Raw genomic sequence first — 18,143 nt, 5'->3', positions numbered from 1 at the left:
CGCGTCCGCCACCTGCTGTTCCGTCCACGGAGCAGTCTCAGACGTGAACCTAAGTTCATGTCAAGGGGCGCCCGGGTGCGAGGCGGGGCGTGTGGCGGGGTGCGCGGATCACCGGACCGCGTCGAGCCGTACGAACTCATCGGCGGTGAGCGTCACGTCGCCGGCCGCCGCCGAGTCACGGATCGTCCCGGGCCTGCTGGCGCCCGGGATGGGGACGGCGACCGGGGACTTCGCCAGCAGCCACGCGAGAGTGATCCGCTGCGGGCTGACCCCGTGATCCCGTGCGACCTCGTGGAAGGCGGCGAAGGGCGGGGCGGGTGTCCTGGAGCCGGCCGTCGGCGGGGCGTCGAGCGAGCTCCGGGAGATGCCGCCGAGCGGGCTCCAGGGCAGGAAGGCGATCCCGAGCTCGTCGCACAGCCGCAGCTCGGCCGCACTGTCGCGGACTGCGGGCGAGTACTCGTTCTGCACCGAGGCCAGCCGCCCGCCGAGGATCTCGTCGGCCTGCCGGATCTGACCGGCGTCCACGTTGGAGACGCCCACCATCCTGATCGTGCCCGCATCGAGCAACTCCCGCAGCGCGCCGACGGATTCGGCGAACGGGACCCGGGGGTCCGGCTTGTGGAGCTGGTACAGCCCGATCGCCTCGCCGCCGAGCCGCCTCAGCGACTCCTCGCAGGCCCGCTTCAGATGCTCCGGGGTGCCGTTGACGGTCCACGAACCGTCGCCGGGCCGCCCGCGGCCCCCCTTGGTCGCGACGAGGACGTCCGACGTGTCACCGCCGTAGGCGGCGATGGCGCGGGCGATCAGCTCCTCGTTGTGCCCCCGCTCGTCCGCGTGCCAGTGGTAGGAGTCGGCCGTGTCGATGAGCGTCACTCCCGCGTCGAGCGCCGCGTGGACCGTGGCGAAGGCTCTGGCCTCGTCCGGCCGCCGCTCGATGGACAGCGGCATGGCCCCGAGGCCGACCGGACCTACGGTGACGTCACGGATCCGGCGCGCGTTGCTGCCGCTCATCCCTGTCATCCCTGTCATCCCTGTCATTTCTGTCATTCCTGGACTCCCGTCTCGGCGATGGCGCCGGGCAGCCACTCCGAAGTGGTCGAGAACGGGAAACCCAGCTCGGTGGCCCGCGAGTTGTCCATCGCGTAGTAGCGGTCGAACGAGAACGGCGACACCTCGTCGCCCGCCCGGGATCCTGTACGCGTGAACGTCGGCCGTTCCGAACCGAGTTGTGCCGCGACCAGCTCGCTCAGCTCCGTGGCGCTCAGCTCACCGTGCGAGTTGGCGTTGACCGGCCCGGTGAAGTCGGCGCCGGCCGCCCAGAACAGGAACTCGGCGATCTCGCGGTCATGGATGAACGTGGAGGGGTGCTCCTCGGCGTGAACGACGACCGGCCGTCCCGTACGGACCCGGTCCACGTAGTGGTCCAGCCGCCCGGTGAACTCCTCCGCGCCGCCGCCCAGCACATGCGCGCTGCGCACGGAGACGAACGCGAACGCCGGGTCCTGGCTGAACACCGCCTCCGCCTGCCGCTTGCCCTCGGCGTAGTGCCGGGCGTCGCCGAGCTGCTCCCTGAACGCCTCCTCCCCCCAGGGGAGTTCGAGGTCGACCGGCCACGTTCCTGGATCCACCGCGCCCTCGCCGACCGGACGATGGGGATGGGGCGAGCCGTCAATGGTCGCCGGGTCATAGACCTCCATCGTGGACGTCATGACGTAGCGCGTGGTGCGGTCGCGGAAGACGCGCTTGGCGATGGCCGCCTGTCGCGGTGTGTAGCAGACCTGGTCGATGACGACATCGAAGTGCCGGTCACCCAGCGCGGCTTCGAGCGCCGCCTCGTCGTCACGGTCCGCGACGAGATGCGTGACGCCGGGCGGCGCCGGTGACGAGCCGCGGTTGATGACCGTGACGTTGACCCCCTCGTCGCGCAGCCGCAGCATCAGCCGCTTGCCGAAATACCGGCTGCCACCGATGACACAGACGTCGCGCAGGACGCCCCCCGTGGAGTCGCTCATTCCCTCAGAACCTTTCCCACCAGGCAGGACACCCCCGCCACTGGGCTCAAGTGTTACCGTCTCGACCCGGCATCTGAAGGGGAGATCATGGGAGATTCAGCGGCGCTGCCGAAAGAACCACGCCATGTGCGGGGCCTCGCCCACGATTCATCGGTGGCCCTCGACAGCGTCGACACGCGGCTGCTCGAACTCGTCCAGACCGAGGGCCGCATCACTCTCAGTGAACTGGGCCGCCGGGTGAGCCTCAGCCCGGCCGCCGTGGCGGAACGGATCCGCCGGCTGGAGAGCAACGGCATCATCACCGGCTACTCCGCCGTGGTCGCACCGGACCGGCTCGGCTACGCCATGCTCGCCTTCGTCCGGGTCTCCCCGCACGGCGGCTACACGCTGCGTCACCCCAGGACGCTGGAACTGATGGCACGCCCCGAGGTCCTGGAGGTGCACCACGTCGTCGGCGAGGACTGCTGGATCCTCAAGGTCGCCGTGGCCGACACCTCGCACCTCGAGGAGATGCTCGAACAGATCTCGGCCCTCGGCCGCACCACGACATCGATCGTGCTGTCCTCCCCGGTCGAACGGAAGGTCATCACCCCGATCGACCGCACCGGCACAGCACGTTAGAGAGCAGCACGTCAGAGAGCACCACGCCGGAGGGCACCACGTCAGAGAGCAGCACGTCGGAGGGCAGCACTTGGCGAGCAGCGCGCCAGGAAAGAGGCGCGCCACGATCGAGGCTCACCCGGTCAGGAGGAGGAGCCGTCCGCAGACCGCCAGGCGTCGGCCCCGGCGTGGGTGGCGGCCTGCGAGGCCACCTTCGCCTGCCGGAAGGCGCGGGCCGCCAGCTCGGACGGCGGTACCTCCATGTGACGGACGTATCCGCGTCCTGCGTTCAGCAGCGTGACACCGATCATGACCGTCCCGGCCAGCCCCAGCACCGCCGCGACCCCGGTAACGGCCACGCCCACCGCGAGCGTCCGCGTGTCGATGTCGATTCCGTGCTCAGTCATCCGATTGATCGCCATACATCCAGCCTGAGCGCCCGCGCCGTCTTCCGCACGCCGGGCGGAGCCGTCCGGGGCCCTGATCCCCCGACCACAGCGCTCTGACAACTTCTTCACAGGTGCCTGCCAGCCTGTCGATCATGCCGGCCGCCGCGCGGCAGCCGCCGGACGCGGCGAGCGCCGGACGCGGCGGCCGCTCCGACACCGATCGACCCCCGTCAACGGAAGGCACCACCATGTCCTACCTCCGCATCCTGCGCACCGCCGCCGTCACCGCAGTCATCGCCGGCACGGTGCTGCTCCCGGCCACCGGAGCGTTCGCGGCGGACGCGAGCGCCAAGCCCACCCCCGCCCCCTCCGCCACCCCCGGCGCGGCCACCGACGCCCCCCGGCCCACCCCGTCCGTGAGCGCCCCCGGCGGCACCCGCACCGGCGCCGCCCAGCCGACCGCCGCCCCGATGCCGCGCGGCGGCGTCGCCGCCGGCGAGCAGCCGGCCGGGAGCACGGGCACGAGCAACGCCACCATCGCCGGCTCGGCCGCCGCGGCCGCCGCACTCGCGGGTGCCGGTTTCGTCATCGTGCGCCGCCGGGCAGCCCGCCACGACGGCTGATCCTCCGATCCACGTGGTGCGCCGCCCGACCGGGCGGCGCACCACCCCCTTATAAGGACACCCATGGCCCGCATCCCGAACCCGGCGCGCGCCCTGCGAGCCCCGCTCATCGCGCTGACCCTCACCACCCTGGCCGCCTGCTCGTCGGGCTCCCCCTCCGCCACCGCCCCGGACGCACCCGCCCCCGGCGCATCGACCCCGCCCCCCGCGACGGCGCCCAGCACCCCCGGTGACCCCACTCGCGTGGTGATCCCCTCCATCGGCGTGGACAGCTCCCTCCTACGGCTCGGCCTCAACGCCGACCAGACGGTTCAAGTCCCGCCGCCGGACCAGGGCATGACCGCCGGCTGGTACACGAACAGCGCGGTACCCGGCCAGCGCGGCTCCTCCGTCGTCATCGGCCACAACAGCACCCGGTACGGCAAGGCCGTCTTCCACGATCTCGCGAAGATCAAGAAGGGCGCCGACATCGCCGTCCGCGGCGCCGACGGAAAGACCGTCCACTTCACCGTCACCACCACCCAGACGGTGAACAAGAAGACCTTCCCCACCCAACAGGTCTACGCCCCCACCCCGACCCCCACCCTCCGCCTGATCACCTGCGACGGCTCGATAGACCCCCAGGGCCACCCCGTCGACAACCTCATCGTCTACGCAACCCTGACCTGAGCCGGCCCGACACCGGGTGGAGAGTGTCGGGAGGAACACCTGGATGCCGCAGGCCTCGTCGTGGTCGAACGGGGACAACTGGGCTCAGGGGTGCGGTCACTCCTGGCACCGTGATGCCGATGCCGACCGGGTCGATCACGCCGGTCGGCTCGGCCACCGCCGGACAGCGCGGCGCACCGGCTCGGTGATGGCGTGTCCCACCGAGAAACAGGTACGGATCCCCCGTTCGCGCAAGTGACGCCAGCGCTCCACCGACCGCTCACTGACCCGCAGATCCTTTGCGATTATCGCGGTCTTCTCACCGCGAGCGGACTGCCCGCCCACCTCGCACCGAATCCGCTCGCGCAATCACCTCTGCTCCAGGGTCAGTCCGCCCCCTACGCCTAACGAAGGGATCAGCGCAAATCACTCCGCGAACTCTCCGAAGGGACCAGTCATCGAGCAGTTCGCAGTGATCGTCCGGCAGGACTGAGACGCGACCATCGCCGCCGTCCCCACCCTTCTGCGGCCCGACGTCTTGCGGTGGTCATGATCCTCAAGCCACGTGTGAGGGTTGACGAATTGGGTGGGTGTCGAGGTCGGGTGTTGTCGCCTCGTGGCGACGATCATTCCGGCGGCGAGCTCCGAGGTCTTTCAGCCGCATGGCCGGGCGTTCCACCAGGTGCCAGGAGAGCATTGCCACGATCAGGGTGCCGCCCATGGCGAGACCCAGGTAGGCGCCGAAGCCCCAGCGTGCTCCACCTAGCGCGGCAAGCGCTTGTTCCACCACGAAGCCATAGATGTAGATGCCGTACGAGTAGTCGTGCTTGCGGCCTATTCGCTGGAACGGCTTCGGCAGCCGGATGGCCAGCCACAGCAACAGATAGGCGAAAGCCGGGACGCCGAGGGCGAAGAAGTAGCCGTAGCGCAGGGTCAGGAGCAGTACGAGGCCGGAGACGACGCCCAGTGGATCGCTGACCGGTACGCGCTCCTTGTACAGCTCGATCAGCGCACCGAGGGCGAAGGCGAATCCCAGGTAGACCACCCAGTCCACGTCGAGCGCGCCCATCAGGGGAACGTCGAAGAGCCCGCCGTGCTTTGCGGCGGGGGCTCCGTACATGTATCGGTTGCCGATCGCGTCGCTCAGGATCAACCCGCCCAGGACCACGGTCACCGCGAGGACGGCGCGGCGGGCGCGGGTCAGGGATCCGGTCAGGGCGAGCAGTGCCACCCCGAGGTAGCAGAGAACCTCGTACTTGAGGGACCACAGGGCGCCGTCGAAGGCCGTGTTGAATGCCAGCCCTTTGGCTGTGGCTGTTTCCATCACACCGGAAACGCCCCACTGATCGATGCCGACGGCCCAGTTCGCCCGCAGGTAGGCGAACGGACCGTACGCCTGGTCCCGGAAACCCGCCAGGCCACCGTGCTGCCGCCAGTACAGGAACGGGGCCACGACGAACGCCGTGACCGCCAGGCAGACCCACAGACCCGGCAGCAGTCGCAGTCCGCGATGCCACAGGAAGCGCCCGACGGGGAGCCGGTTTCCGCTGCGCGTCACGAGAATGCCGGACAGGAAGAAGAACCCGAACACCGACATCTTCCCGAGGTCGATCTGCCCACCCGAGAACGTGTGGCCGAACTCACGGCCGCCGAACCCGAGGATCCGTGCATGAGAGACCACGACGGCTGAAGCCAGCAGCAGCCGCAACAGGCCCAGGCTGTTGTTGCGACCGGAGAACAGGTCGGAGACAGGGCCGAGCGACCAGCGGAAACGGGACAAAGGGGCACTACGGCCGTGCATGGCGCTCCTCGCGAACGGTTCCCAGAGGGGCGCTCTGCTGTTGTGACAGGACTGATCAGTTTGTGTGGAGAACGTATGGGTGTCAAAGGAAGATCACAGCTTGCGGGCTCTGCACCGTCGTGACCTGCCGCATCGCCGGTCCCAGGCCATCGCTCCCGGCGACCCAGGACGGCACACGCCCAGGCATGACCGCGCCCGCCTAGGCCGGTCGGCATAAGGGGCGCTGGTAGAGCTTCATCCGGCCCGGACGCTGCACGAGGGCGGGCAAGCATCCCATGGGGTGCTTGCCCGCCCTCGTGCCTGTGTCGATGAACCGTGTGGGGTGTTAGTTCCAGCTGCCGGTGATGGCGACGGTGGTGGGGGTGCCGGGGATGCCGGTCGGCTCGTCCGCGGCGTCCCACTGGCGGTTGGCGTGACGCAGAGTGTGCTTGATGTGCCCGTCGGCGGTGACGACCGCGGTCTGGAACTCGCCGTCCACAGCAGCCGCGTCGATGCTGATCACCGGGTCCTGGCCGAGAACGCCGCTGAGGTCACCGAAGACGCTCCAGGTGCCGTTGGCTGCCCGGGTCGAGTGCTGGATGCCGCCGGTCGCGTTGGTGACGACGACCTGCAGGTCGCTCCCGATGCCGGCGAAAGCCATGCCGGTGACCGGACCCAGTGTGCCGGCGAGCTGCTTGAGCTCGCCCCACGCGGACCAGGTGCCATTGGCGTGCCGAACAGCGTGGAAGGCCTTCTTGTCCGCGACGACGCCGATCTGGAGTTCATCGCCGGTCTGCGCGGTAGTCACCTGGGTGGCGTTGCCGAGCACGCCGAGGGACGCGGTGACGTCTCCCCACTTGAGCCACTTGCCGCTCGCGTCCTGGATGGTGTGGTAGATCCGGCCGTTCGCCAGAGCGATCAAACTGACCTGACTGCCTGCGGACGTGGCCGCGATCTTCGTCAGGCCCGGCAGAGCACCGGTCTCGGCCGTCAGATCGCGGAACTTCACCCACGTGCCGTTGGGATTACGGGCTCCCTCGTAGACGTGGCCGTCTCCGCCGATGGCGAACACATAGTTCTTCCCCGAGATCGCGGCGTCGGCGGTGACCTTCACCTCGCCGATGCTGCCCGCGGCCTGCTGTACGTCGCCGAACACCGACCAGTCGCCGTTGCTGTCCCGCGAGGAATGGAACAGGCCGGTGCTGGTCGTGGTGAGCATCTGCAGTTTCCATGGCGTCAGCGTCGCAGCGACGGCCTGACGAATCCATGCGTTGATGTCGTCGACACGGGTGGCGACCGCACCGGTGCGGGTCTCGTCCGAGCCCAGGCAGCCACCCTGCCAGGAGGTGCTCGCGACAGCCGCCAGCTCGAAGTTGCCGTTGACGGCGCGGAACGCCGGGGCGCCGGTGTCACCCTTGCAGACCGCGGTACCGTCGATATTGACCGAGGTGCCGTTGACCTGGGTGGCGGTAAACGCCGCGGTGTGGAGGGTGCCGGGAACCCAGATGTCCTTGGTGCGACCGTAACCGGCACCCTTGAGCGCCTCGCCCTGGGCCGGGGCAGTGGTCGCCGGGTGCAGGGGCCTGACACCGATAACCGGGGCATCGAGCTTGGCCAGCACCAAGTCCCGGTCCTGACGAGGCACCAGATCCACGATCTGGCGCACTGCGCCCGCGGTACCGGTCAGGTCGGTGCGGCCGATCGTCGCAGTGGCCTTCAGCTTCGGGGCGCCGGCCGGGAGTGTCTGCGGCTGGGCAGGGTCATCGGCGAAGCAGCTCGCAGCGGTGATGATCCACTGGTTGTTCAGGAGAGTTCCGGTGCAAGAACGCTGACCGCCACCGATGTCGAGCTTCGTAGTGAATGCGAACTGTCCGTTTGCCGTGGCGTCGCCTGTTACGGCCTGGGTCGACGGGGCGGCGGGCACTCCGGCGGCGACGGTGATTGCGAGGAGTCCGGTGGTCCAACCGGTGCGTGAATGTATGCCTGCCACGATGTGCTTCCTTTATGCCAAAAGTCTGGGGACCGCCGAGGCGGTGGAGGGTCTGCTCCGAAGAGGCCGAAGCAGTCCGAAGAGCGCCGACGGGAGCGCGGGTCAGGATTCAGACGTTGGGGAATCCCGGTGTTGTCCGGTCGGTGTGGTGGAATCCGATCGTGTTTCAGCCGGTGACGCGGAGGGCGACCAGGACCGAGGGGGCGCCGTCTGCGGTTCCTTCGCCGACGCTCTTGGCGCTGCCCTTGGCGACGTCGACCGTTTGGGTGGTGCCTTCGGCGGTGAGGTCGGCGCTGATGGGGTGGTCCGCGGTCTGCAGGCGAATGACGTCGGGCACTTCCAGCGTGAGGTTGCCCGTCTTGGCGTTGGCCTGGAAGCAGATCTCCGAGGCGCCCGTCCAGACCTTGATCTGCTGGGCGGAGGTGCCGCATGCGTCGAGGAGCAGGATGTGGCCGTCGCCCTTGATGAGCTTGATGCCCCGCTGCTGGAGAATCTTCGCCGCATCGGGGTACTGGAAGTCCTCCACCGCGGAGGGCGGCGCCGTGTCAGCGGCTCCTGCCGTGGCAGGAGCGGAAGTGGTGGAAGCCAGGGCAGGTGCACCGACCAAGGCTGTGAGCACACTGACGATTCCAGCGGCAAGTATCAGTCTGCGGGCGCGAAATGTCACCGACGAATTCCTTCCGGACGTGGGCGACTGCCTTATCCGCGGCCCCCCACAGATGTAATCAATACGTAAAGATACGGCAGGAAAATAGCACACCGGATCGCTGCCCCCTCGGAAGCCACCGAGGCTTACGGGCGCGGGGTGTTCGATGCTAGGCAGTGCGGTACGGTGCACTTCGCCGCAAGTCTGAGACTGTACCTGGACTCGGTCCGGACGGCACGCACCGCAGGTCGATCACCGGGGGAACACGGTGTCACCGTTCGGCCGGTTCTCTCCCCGGCCGAATCTGAATGTGTGAAGACTTCGTAAAGCAGGCACGGTTATGCTCACGGCGCCGAGATTCGGTATCTGGCAACGGGAGTTGTCAGTCAGTGAGATGAGTATTCCCTTGCGGCAGAGACTGCATTTGAGTCAAAATAGAGGGAGGACATCTCACGCTACACGCGTGCTGTGCCTGACCTTGCTGCTCCTGGCGTTCGTGGCGAGCCTGCTGGGGCCCACACCCGCCATCGCCGATGATGCTTCCGTCAGTGACGGGACTGTCAGTGGTGTACCGCCTACCGAGCGGGGCGCTGTCGTCGAGTATTGGAAGGCTGGGGGGCCAGGGGTCAAGGCCGCTGCGGAGGTGGCTCTGACCGGTACCGACGAGGACGTCCAGCGCTTCCTGGGTCTAGCGGAGAATGAGGCGTTCCGGGATGATCGGGTGACTGCTGCCCAGATCGGCAGTGTGGGTGGTCGGCGTCTGCAGGAAGCCGTGAACACGGCGTTGTCAGGGACCCCAACTGCACTGGAAGAGTTCCTGCAGAACGGTTGGCGTGTTCCGTACCAGCAGGATGAGCGGGTGCGGGTGGCGCAGGTCGTTGATGTGGCGGGTCGTCGTGTGCAGGCGGCGGGGAATGCTGCGTTGAGCGGTACGCCGGCTGATGTGCAGGCGTTTTTGAGTCAGGGTCAGTACACGTTGCGGGATCAGGACGAGCGAGTGCAGCTCGTGCAGATCCTGGATACGGCGGGTCCTGAGGTGCAGGCGGCCGGTGAGCTGGCGTTGAACGGTTCCGCGGATGATGTGCGGGAGTTCTTGCAGGTCGGCCTGTATGTGGCGCGGGCGCATGACCAGGAGTACACCAGTGTCGTGCAGTTGGCGGAGCAGGCGCGGGTGGCGGGCCGTCAGGCCAAGGCTGAGACCGTGGCCGCCAAGGATGCCTCGGCACGTGCGGTGACCGCGTCGCAGTTGGCGAAGAACGCGGCCAAGGAGGCCGCCACGGAGGCCAAGGCGGCCGGTGGTGACGCGAACAAGGCGGCGTCCGCGGCCGGGCGTGCCGCGTCCGCGGCCAATCAGGCTGCGAGTGCTGCGCAGCAGGCGATCAGTGCGGCGCGGTCGGCGAACAATTCGGCGCGGGTTGCGGCCAATGCGGCAGCGCAGGCCGCGTCGGCGGCGGCGGGGGCTGCTCAGGCGGCGTCGCGGGCGCGTAGTGCGGCGGCCGATGCGGCTGTTGATGCCGGCAAGGGTGTGGCTGCGCATCAGGCGGCCGATGTCGCACGGGCTGCGGCTGCTGCGGCAACGACGGGGGCCAATGCCGCTGAGGAGGCGCGCAAGGCGGCCACCGATGCGGGGGATGCGGCGCTGGCTGCGGTGGGGGCGGGCGTGGATGCTGGTGCGGCTGCCGATGCGGCCGAGGAGGCCAGCAGTTACGCGGACCAGTCCGATGGGCACACCGCGCAGGCCAAGGCTGCGGCCGCGGCCGCGCGTCGTCATGCCGGGGAGGCCCGGCGCGCTGCGAACGCTGCGGTGATTTTGGCCCGTAAGTCCGCGGTGGCGGCCGGTGAGGCGCGTGATGCGGCCCGGTCGGCTGCCACGCACGCGTTGGCCGCCGCGGCGGACGCCGACAAGGCTGCCACTCTCGCGCATGACGCGGTCACCGCTGCCAACGAGTCGACCCGGCATGCCAATGAGGCCACCGCCGCGGCCAACGACGCCGGCGCCGCGGTCGCCAAGGCCCAGACCATTTACGCGCTGGCCCGTGAGGTCGACGCCGAGGAACTCCTGGGCCGTACCAACGCCGGGATCGAGCAGGCCCAGGACCGAAAGGCGACCGACGCCAAGCAGACAGCGGACCGGGCGCGGGCGGTCCAGCAGAACAAGGACCTCGCCGCCCAGGCAGTGCAGTTGGCCGCCCAGGCCGCCGCGCCGGGTGTCGATCCGAAGGTCGTCGCGGCCAAGGGCCGCAAGGCCGCCCTGCTGACTATGCAGACCGGCAGGCCATGGGCTGTGGCCGCCGCCGAAACAGCGTTGTCCGGGTCCGACGAGGACGTCGTGGAGTACTTGCGTACCGGCGGGCAAGGGGCCACGCAGCAGGACGAGCGTGCGGCGGTGGCCGATCTGGCCGGGCAGAGCCCGCTGGCATCGGTGCGTTCCGCGGCCGAGGAGGCCCTCAAGGGCGACGCGGCCACGATCACCGCGTTCTTGACCACCGGCCAGTACCAGGCCGCGGTCCGGGACTTCCGCCTCTACATCGCGCAGGTCGCCTCCACCGGCGGGCGCCGCGTCCAGGACGCGGCCAATGCCGCTTTGAGTTCGGAGTCCGTCGAGCAGTACCGGCAGTTCATCACCGACGGGCAGTACACCGCCCGCTCCCAGGACGAACGTGTCCGGGCCGCCCAGCTGATCGACAGCAGCAGCCCGGAGGTGAAGTCCGCGGCCACCATCGCGCTGGAAGGCCCGCCGCAGCTGCTGCACGACTTCCTGCAGGACGGGCAGTACAAGGCCCAGCGTCAGGACCTGCTCACCATCACCCATACCGCGCAGGTCCAGCAGCTGATCGCGGAAGCCGCCGGTATCGCGGCCATCGCCCAGCAGAACGCCGCCGAGGCCCGCAAGGCCGCAGCCCTCGCCCGCAAGGCCGCCGCCGAAGCCACCACCGCCGCGAACCAGGCCAAGGCCTCCGCCGCCTCGGCCGCCGGCTTCGCCGCGCAGGCCAAGGCCTCCGCCAAGGACGCCGAAACCTCCGCAACCAGCGCCGCACAATCGGCCAGGACCGCCCGGCGAGCCGCCGCCGACGCCGCGACCTCTGCCGCCAAGGCCACCAACTCCGCCACCGAAGCGGCGATCTCCACCGCGACGGCCCACGCATCGGCCACCGGCGCCTGGAACGCCGCGAACGAGGCGCGTGCTTCCGCGCTGGCCGCCGGCAAGGACGCCGCCGGCGCCCAGCAAGCCGCCCACGACGCCTTTATCACCGCCACCGCCAAGGTCAAGGCCGACGAGGAAGCCGCCGCCAAGTTCGAACGCGAAGACCCCGGAGCGATCGCCCGCCGCCAATACCGGTGCGACACACCCCTGGGCTGCTACGTCGAAGACCCCCACTTCTGCCAGCACAACGACGGCGTCTGCCAAATCATCAACTACGGACCGGTCGTCCTCGACGCCGCGAAGAAGCTTCTCGCGGTCGAGGAAATGGTGATATCCCTGTCACCGAACGGCGCCGTCATGCTGTGCGTCGCACAAGTGACCGGCGGCACACCGGACAACACCGACTGGTGCGACCTCCTCCACCCCGACCAGTTCACCGGGGAAAAACTCCACCTCCTGACCGCGTTGATGAAGAAGCTGCGGCACATCCCGTGCCCGAAGTGCTTCCTGGCCGGCACCAAAGTCCTCATGGCAGACAACTCCACCAAGAACATCGAGGACGTCCACAACGGTGACAGCGTCCTGGCCACCGACCCGATCACCGGTGAAACTGGCACCCGCAAAGTCACCCGCCAGATCGTCACCGACGACGACAAACACTTCAACGAACTCACCCTCACAACCCGCAACGGACCGCAAAAGCTCACCGCCACCAACGAGCACCCCTTCTGGAGCCCATCAGCACACCGCTGGCTCCAGACAAACGAACTCACCCCCGGCACCACACTCCTCAGCAACGACAGAACCACCGTCCCCGTCCAGGCCAACCGCGCCTTCGACCAGCACGCCCGCACCTACAACCTCACCGTCGACGACCTCCACACGTACTATGTACTCGCAGGCGACACACCCGTACTAGTACACAACAGTGGTCCCGGGTGCGGATCAAATTGGATATCACCCAGCGCACTTCCGCACCACTATATGCGAACGAACGACAAGGGCATTATGCACGCCGAGGAGTTCGGCGTAAAGGGTCCCTATAACAAAGCCAATGCCGAAGCATTCATTCGCGCCATTGAGCAGTTCGTGAAAAATCCTGGAACGCGAAAAATCGAAGGTACATTTCGAGGACAAGCCGCCGCCCACTATGTCGACGACACAGGACTTCACGCATCATTTGCCACAAGCGGTCCGAATATCGGAGAATATCTTGGGGGATGGCGATCCGACGGCGCGCAGCTAGAGTTCCTGCTCCGAGACGGGAAGTTGTAGCGCCGGTAATTCGCGTGATGGACTCGCCCCGTTCGAGGATTCGAAAGGAATGTCGCTGTGAAGATTGAGCTGTCGGATGACCAAGCTCTCGTCCTGTTCGACTGGATAAGCCGCGTCCTGCAGAGAGAGGACTTCTCACTGCTCGTTGATGACCGAGCTGTCTGGTCGGCTCTGTTCAGAATCAGCGGGACGCTCGAGACGCAAACGTCGACAATCTTCGACTCCAATTACTCCGCACTGTTGGAATCAGCACGTCAACGACTGATCGGCGAACTCGGAGAATTTGGTAATCAATGAATTGACGGATGCCACAATGGCTTTCGTCAATAAATGGCGCCCGTCTCCGAGCAGTTGATGTCCGAGAACTCACGTTCGGCAGCGCCTTAGTAGGGTCGGGGACTGGAATCGGAGCACCAACCACCGTGCCAGTCCCCGACCCTACTGAGCTACTCACGCGCAGGGTCAGCGGACCTCATGCGCGTGGTGCTTGCTCTTCGGGCACGTGAGAGTGGCCGGCTCCGCCTGCGCGGTACCTCGTTTCCAACGGTGGTTTGTGTGGGAGGCACGGTCCTCTCACGGCTGACGGGCATACTCAGGTCAACGCAGGTTCCTATGCGAAGTTGGAGCGTAAGCGGCCGCCGGCGATGTGGGCGAGTGCCCTGGCGTGGCATGGGACTTTGTTGTCGGGGATCTCGTCGAACGCGCACCAGACGAGGCTGCCGCACTTGTCCGGCTCTGCGTTGTACGGCTCTCCTCCCATGACATGGCCTGGTAGAAGGCGCCGAGGCGGGGTTCCTCTCCCGGAGGCCGGTGTATGAAGTGCGCGAACTCCAGGCCTTGGGAGGCGACGCGGACACCGATCTCTTCCAGCCCCTCGCGGGCGGTCCCGCCGTGTGCAGGTTCCCGGGCCGCCAGGTGCCCGGCCAGAACTTGCCAAAGTCCCGCGTCGTATCCGCCCTTGCGCAGGCTCAACAGCAGCTGATTGTCACGGACGAGGAGATGGACTTCGCAGACCGACGCCAACACCGAGATCCTGGCGCAGAACGCCCAGCTGCATGCCGTCGTGAAGGAGTTGGCGACCGTGCCATGGAAGGGGCTGAAGAACTGTGCGCCGCAAGGCGCTGACTGCGGCGATCGACGCGATGTCGCCCTTCCGCCGCGTCACCGGCCCTGCCACGCGGCAGCACATCAAGGCCACGCTCCGCGCGTCCCTGAACGACGCGATAGGCCAGCAGATCATCACGTTCAACCCGGCGGCCCACGTCGAGATCGACCCGGTGCGCAAGCCCAAGGCCCTGGTGTGGACGGACGAACGGGTCGCCAAGTGGGAGCAGAGCGGCGAGAAACCATCGCCCGTCATGGTCTGGACGCCCGAGCAGACGGGCGCGTTCCTCAACTTCGTCGCTGGCGACCGGCTGTACGGGATGTGGCACCTGATCGCCTTCCGCGGCCTGCGCCGGGGCGAGGCGTGCGGACAACCCTGGTCGGAGACCAACCTCGACCGGCATGCCCTCACCGTCATGGTCCAGCTCGTCCAGGACGGCTGGGGGGTCGAAGCCTCGGAGCCGAAGACGGACAGCGGCTTTCGGGTCGTCGCCCTCGACGACGACACGGTGGGCGTCCTGGAGCGGCACCGCAAGCAGCAGGACGCGGACCGTGAGGAGTAGGGGCCGGCCTGGGTGGAGACCGGGCACGTCTTCACGCAGGAGGACGGTTCGTGGCTGCACCCCGGCAAGGTGACCGATCACTTCGAACGGCTCGTCGCGGCTTCGGGCCTCCCGCCGATCAGGCTGCACGACCTCCGGCACGGGGCGGCCACGCTCATGCTCGCCGCCGGCATCGACGTGAAGATCGTGTCGGACACGCTCGGGCACAGCGACACCCGGATCACGCGTGACATCTACCAGAGCGTCCTCCCCCGCGTCGGGAAGAGCGCCGCCGAGGCGATGGCCAAGCTGATCCCCCTTCAGCGCAAGGCCGATGAGGAGAAGGCCCGTAAGGCCGCCAAGAAGGCCAAGCGGAAGAAGGCGAAGAGCAAGGGCTGACGCGCTCGCGCTCACGCATCGCTCACGCACGGGATCTCGCGCCTTGGCCGCCGCATGCGCTGAATCACCGCGGACAAGCAAAAGGCCCAGGTCACGGGCTATGTGACCTGGGCCTTCTTGGGGCCGCCTTCGGGATTCGAACCCGAGACCTACGCATTACGAGACCATGGGGGTTCGTGATACCTGGTTCCGGCTCGTGCTGCCTGATGCTGTCTTGCCTGATCAGAGCACGTGCGGACGGTTCTTTCATGACACCCTGTGTTGCCTCGTCCAAAGGCGTCCGGCCACACTCCGGCCGCACATGGCCACACATGTAGGGGTACCAGCCCGCCCCAGCGGCATTGTCGCTGCTCTACAGGGTAGCCACCGCGCGCACGAGAAGCTGTCAGAACGGACTCTCTCCACGATCGCGCGCCCACCACGCAGTAGGCGTTTACGCCTACCGACGTTCGCGGGCACTGGCCAGCACGGGCTCGGTGTGTTCGATCGCGAGGTAGGTCTCGGCAGTCGTTCCCTCCAGGAGCCCGCTCTCCTCCGGGTCCTCCAGGGACACCCCGACCTGGCGCCCCGGCAGAAGATCGCTCCAGGGCCGTGTATCAGCCCGCGCGAATCCGTGATGTACCTCTGCGCGCAGGCGTGGGCCTCGCTCTTCCTCCCGCTCGTACCAGGCCGGCGGGTGGCGCGGCGGAGCCGCCTGGAACGCCCTCACCAGCGCGGCGGAAGGTATCCGAGCCAGGCGGCGCACCCGTAGGCGTGCCCACCGCGTCAGCGGCCTGTCCCATACGTCGCACCCACTTTGTATGCGCCGTGTCGCTCCACGTCTTCGCTGGCCCATGAGGACTCGGTAACGCCCTTGGGACTCCTTATGGCTTCTGGCAAGATCGCGGTCATGAGCCGGAGGCAGCGAGGCCCCAGATTTATGTTCACTTTCACCGCCCTTGCCTGTGTGCTGGCAGCACTCTGGCTCGGCGGAAGGCTATTTGGGAGCCGGGGCCTGGATACGCAGCTCAGTTCTGTGAGTCTGCTTCTTGCTGTCGTCGCGCTCCTACCAGGTGCTTGGACCTTCCTGGTGGACCGGCGCGAGGGTGACCGCTCCACACCGCTCCCGGAAGTGGCCGATCTGCTCGCTCATCGAATGAAGCAACGCTGGGACGCCATGGCCGACTTCCACGGACTCAACGACGCGTCCGCCCTGTCCGTCAGCTGGCATGGCGAGGACTCCGGATTGACCGATGACCTTCCGAGTCTGCACGCCATGGCCAGCTCTTGGTCACCAACCGTGCGTCCAGTCGGAACCGTGGGCGGTTCCACTGCTGTGGACATCTCCGGCGAAGGAGCTGATCTGGGTTCGGTGCTCACAGAGCTGATTCCCACCAAGCGAATGGTGATCCTCGGACCGAGCGGCTCCGGTAAAACAGTTCTCATAGGGCGGCTGATGCAGTACCTGCTGGAGGTGCGTCAAGCGGGAGGTGCTGTACCCGTACGCTTTCCCATGAACACCTGGGAAATCGGCACGGTCGATTTCCAAACATGGATGACGGACCGAATAGTCGAAGAGGAGCCCACGCTCGTGCACCGCGCCCCGGTATTGTGCGGAGATCACACACGAGCCGAAGCACTCGTGGAATGGGACCTCATCATCCCCGTATTGGACAGTTTCGACGAGCTGGAACCGGCAGCGCGAGCAGCAGCGCTGGAGGAAATCAACTCCGTTGTTAAGCAGGGCCAGATCATAGTCATGGCAAGTCGCTTCGATGAGTATCGCGCCACGGTGACAGGGGGATCCGGTCAACAAGCGCTCGGACTCCATGGAGCCGCAGGGGTTGTGGTTCAGGCCGTCACCGCTGAAAGAGCTACCGAGTATCTCCGTCAGGCGCGAGGCCCCTGGGACGAACTCTGTCCCGCCCTTGAGACCGAAACCCCAGCCGGTCGGGCTTTGCGAACTCCGCTGACGCTATTCCTCTGCCGGACAATCTATGCGGAGCACGCACAATCAGGTCGGAGCCCGCGGGAACTCCTTGACCAGCAGCGGTTTCCCGATGAGGCGGACATCCGCACTCACCTCTTCGCCGCTTTCATTCCAGCCGTCTACCGGACGACGCGCCTGGGCACGAGCCGGTATTCTCCGGAGCAGGCCGAGCGAACGCTTCGCTTCCTCGCCCGTCATTCCCTTTATACGGACCACGGTAGCGGAAGTGTGCAGCTGTCCTGGTGGCGTATGCATCACCTCTCAGCGCAGCAGCGACGACGCGTTTCCTGGACCCTGTCCGCCCTCGTCGCTGTCCTGGCTCTCCTGCTCTGCGGCTCTGCCAACTTGGGCGCCGCGATCTTGGTCGCGCTCTTCATCGGCGGCGCCGCTAAACTCCACCTCTTCACCGCGCCCATGACGCGCTTCCCGGGCGCCGGACTCAGTTGGCGCCCGCGATGGCTCGTGACGGCTGTTGGGGGCGCCGCTGGCATCGCCATGGTGGATACCCAGTCCCCGCCCGGTCGCTACCACCCGGCGTCTTCTACGTATATCGCTGCTGCCATAGGCGGCGCCCTCGTCGGACTCATTGCGTTCGGCTGGCGAACGAGAGAGGCGGACCGCAGCCGTCCGGTCACGCCTCGGTCATTGCTCGTCCAGGATCGGCGATCCTTCCTGATCGTGACGTTCACATGGGCCCTCGCTTTCACCGTCGTGCTCGCGCTGCTACTGACCGTGGCGCTGACCCGCGGCGACTCAGTGCCGGACTATGTGGGCTTCAGCGATCTCTTGATGCCTGCCTTGATCGTTCTGACACCGACGTTCGGTATCGGACTTGTCTTTGGCGCAGGTATGGCCTCGCGGCAAACAGCGTGGGGCGCCTTCATCGTCGCACGCGTCCTCCACGCAGTATTCCGCCGTACGCCCATCCGGCTACTTAGCTTCATGGAAGAAGCGCACACCCGAGGTCAGGGCTGATGCGTTCTCAGCAGATGATCTTGAGTAGTGCGGTGGCGTGGTCGGG

At 67.3% G+C, this 18,143-nt stretch carries 12 protein-coding genes and 2 pseudogenes; 7 read left to right on the top strand and 7 right to left on the bottom strand.

Annotation, left to right across the window (positions count from 1 at the left end; all coding sequences use genetic code 11):
* Positions 1–108: 108 nt before the first annotated feature.
* Complete coding sequence (locus tag C6N31_RS32375; protein ID WP_198358815.1) at positions 109–1,011, bottom strand: aldo/keto reductase; 903 nt, start codon at positions 1,009–1,011, stop codon at positions 109–111.
* Positions 1,012–1,043: 32 nt separating this feature from the next.
* A complete protein-coding gene (locus C6N31_RS32370; protein ID WP_232485924.1) occupies positions 1,044–2,012 on the bottom strand; it encodes an NAD-dependent epimerase/dehydratase family protein in 969 nt (322 codons plus the stop codon).
* A gap of 87 nt (positions 2,013–2,099) precedes the next feature.
* Here C6N31_RS32370 and C6N31_RS32365 point away from each other — a divergent pair, with 87 nt between their 5' ends.
* Positions 2,100–2,633, top strand: coding sequence for an Lrp/AsnC family transcriptional regulator (locus C6N31_RS32365; protein WP_187144927.1), 534 nt, complete (start codon positions 2,100–2,102; stop codon positions 2,631–2,633).
* Positions 2,634–2,755: 122 nt separating this feature from the next.
* On the opposite strand, the gene C6N31_RS32360 is transcribed toward C6N31_RS32365, so the two are convergent.
* Complete coding sequence (locus tag C6N31_RS32360) at positions 2,756–3,019, bottom strand: hypothetical protein (protein ID WP_164295113.1); 264 nt, start codon at positions 3,017–3,019, stop codon at positions 2,756–2,758.
* Positions 3,020–3,249: 230 nt separating this feature from the next.
* On the opposite strand from C6N31_RS32360, the gene C6N31_RS32355 reads away from it, so the two are divergent.
* On the top strand, positions 3,250–3,624 hold the full coding sequence (locus C6N31_RS32355; protein ID WP_198358835.1) for an LPXTG cell wall anchor domain-containing protein: 375 nt from the start codon (positions 3,250–3,252) through the stop codon (positions 3,622–3,624).
* 63 nt (positions 3,625–3,687) lie between these two features.
* A complete protein-coding gene (locus C6N31_RS32350; protein WP_198358813.1) occupies positions 3,688–4,293 on the top strand; it encodes a class F sortase in 606 nt (201 codons plus the stop codon).
* 219 nt (positions 4,294–4,512) lie between these two features.
* Here the strand turns inward: C6N31_RS32350 and C6N31_RS47045 are convergent.
* The 4 genes and pseudogenes from C6N31_RS47045 to C6N31_RS32335 form a co-directional block, all read right to left on the bottom strand.
* A pseudogene (locus C6N31_RS47045) lies at positions 4,513–4,641 on the bottom strand (helix-turn-helix domain-containing protein); the annotation flags it as partial.
* Positions 4,642–4,828: 187 nt separating this feature from the next.
* Positions 4,829–6,073 (bottom strand): acyltransferase family protein, encoded by a 1,245-nt coding sequence (locus C6N31_RS32345; protein ID WP_198358811.1) that lies wholly within the window; start codon positions 6,071–6,073, stop codon positions 4,829–4,831.
* A gap of 325 nt (positions 6,074–6,398) precedes the next feature.
* On the bottom strand, positions 6,399–8,042 hold the full coding sequence (locus C6N31_RS32340) for a trypsin-like serine protease (RefSeq protein ID WP_198358809.1): 1,644 nt from the start codon (positions 8,040–8,042) through the stop codon (positions 6,399–6,401).
* A gap of 166 nt (positions 8,043–8,208) precedes the next feature.
* The gene (locus C6N31_RS32335) at positions 8,209–8,649 is read right to left on the bottom strand and encodes a hypothetical protein (protein WP_232485923.1); all 441 of its coding nucleotides are present in this window, start codon (positions 8,647–8,649) and stop codon (positions 8,209–8,211) included.
* A 502-nt stretch (positions 8,650–9,151) separates the two neighbouring features.
* Between C6N31_RS32335 and C6N31_RS32330 the strand changes: the two genes are divergently transcribed.
* The 4 genes and pseudogenes from C6N31_RS32330 (at position 9,152) to C6N31_RS32315 (ending at position 18,097) form a co-directional block, all read left to right on the top strand.
* Positions 9,152–13,108 carry a polymorphic toxin-type HINT domain-containing protein gene (locus tag C6N31_RS32330; RefSeq protein WP_198358807.1) on the top strand — a complete coding sequence of 1,319 codons (3,957 nt, stop codon included), beginning with the start codon at positions 9,152–9,154 and terminating at the stop codon, positions 13,106–13,108.
* A gap of 57 nt (positions 13,109–13,165) precedes the next feature.
* A complete protein-coding gene (locus C6N31_RS32325; RefSeq protein ID WP_198358805.1) occupies positions 13,166–13,405 on the top strand; it encodes a hypothetical protein in 240 nt (79 codons plus the stop codon).
* Between the two features lie 703 nt (positions 13,406–14,108).
* Positions 14,109–15,153 (top strand): annotated as a pseudogene (locus C6N31_RS45710) (tyrosine-type recombinase/integrase); the annotation flags it as partial.
* Between the two features lie 919 nt (positions 15,154–16,072).
* Positions 16,073–18,097, top strand: a complete 2,025-nt coding sequence (locus C6N31_RS32315) for an NACHT domain-containing protein (protein ID WP_198358803.1) — start codon at positions 16,073–16,075, stop codon at positions 18,095–18,097.
* Positions 18,098–18,143 lie beyond the last annotated feature (46 nt).

The sequence above is a fragment of the Streptomyces fildesensis genome, from assembly GCF_016107395.1.
GTDB classification, from domain to species: domain Bacteria; phylum Actinomycetota; class Actinomycetes; order Streptomycetales; family Streptomycetaceae; genus Actinacidiphila; species Actinacidiphila fildesensis.
This window is presented reverse-complemented; position numbering and strand designations above follow the sequence as displayed.

Bases quoted from the DNA above. Each gene is read 5' to 3' on its own strand.
- C6N31_RS32375 (WP_198358815.1), bottom strand. From the start codon at position 1,011: ATGAGCGGCAGCAACGCGCGCCGGATCCGTGACGTCACCGTAGGTCCG.
- C6N31_RS32370 (WP_232485924.1), bottom strand. From the start codon at position 2,012: ATGAGCGACTCCACGGGGGGCGTCCTGCGCGACGTCTGTGTCATCGGT.
- C6N31_RS32365 (WP_187144927.1), top strand. From the start codon at position 2,100: ATGGGAGATTCAGCGGCGCTGCCGAAAGAACCACGCCATGTGCGGGGC.
- C6N31_RS32360 (WP_164295113.1), bottom strand. From the start codon at position 3,019: ATGACTGAGCACGGAATCGACATCGACACGCGGACGCTCGCGGTGGGC.
- C6N31_RS32355 (WP_198358835.1), top strand. From the start codon at position 3,250: ATGTCCTACCTCCGCATCCTGCGCACCGCCGCCGTCACCGCAGTCATC.
- C6N31_RS32350 (WP_198358813.1), top strand. From the start codon at position 3,688: ATGGCCCGCATCCCGAACCCGGCGCGCGCCCTGCGAGCCCCGCTCATC.
- C6N31_RS32345 (WP_198358811.1), bottom strand. From the start codon at position 6,073: ATGCACGGCCGTAGTGCCCCTTTGTCCCGTTTCCGCTGGTCGCTCGGC.
- C6N31_RS32315 (WP_198358803.1), top strand. From the start codon at position 16,073: ATGTTCACTTTCACCGCCCTTGCCTGTGTGCTGGCAGCACTCTGGCTC.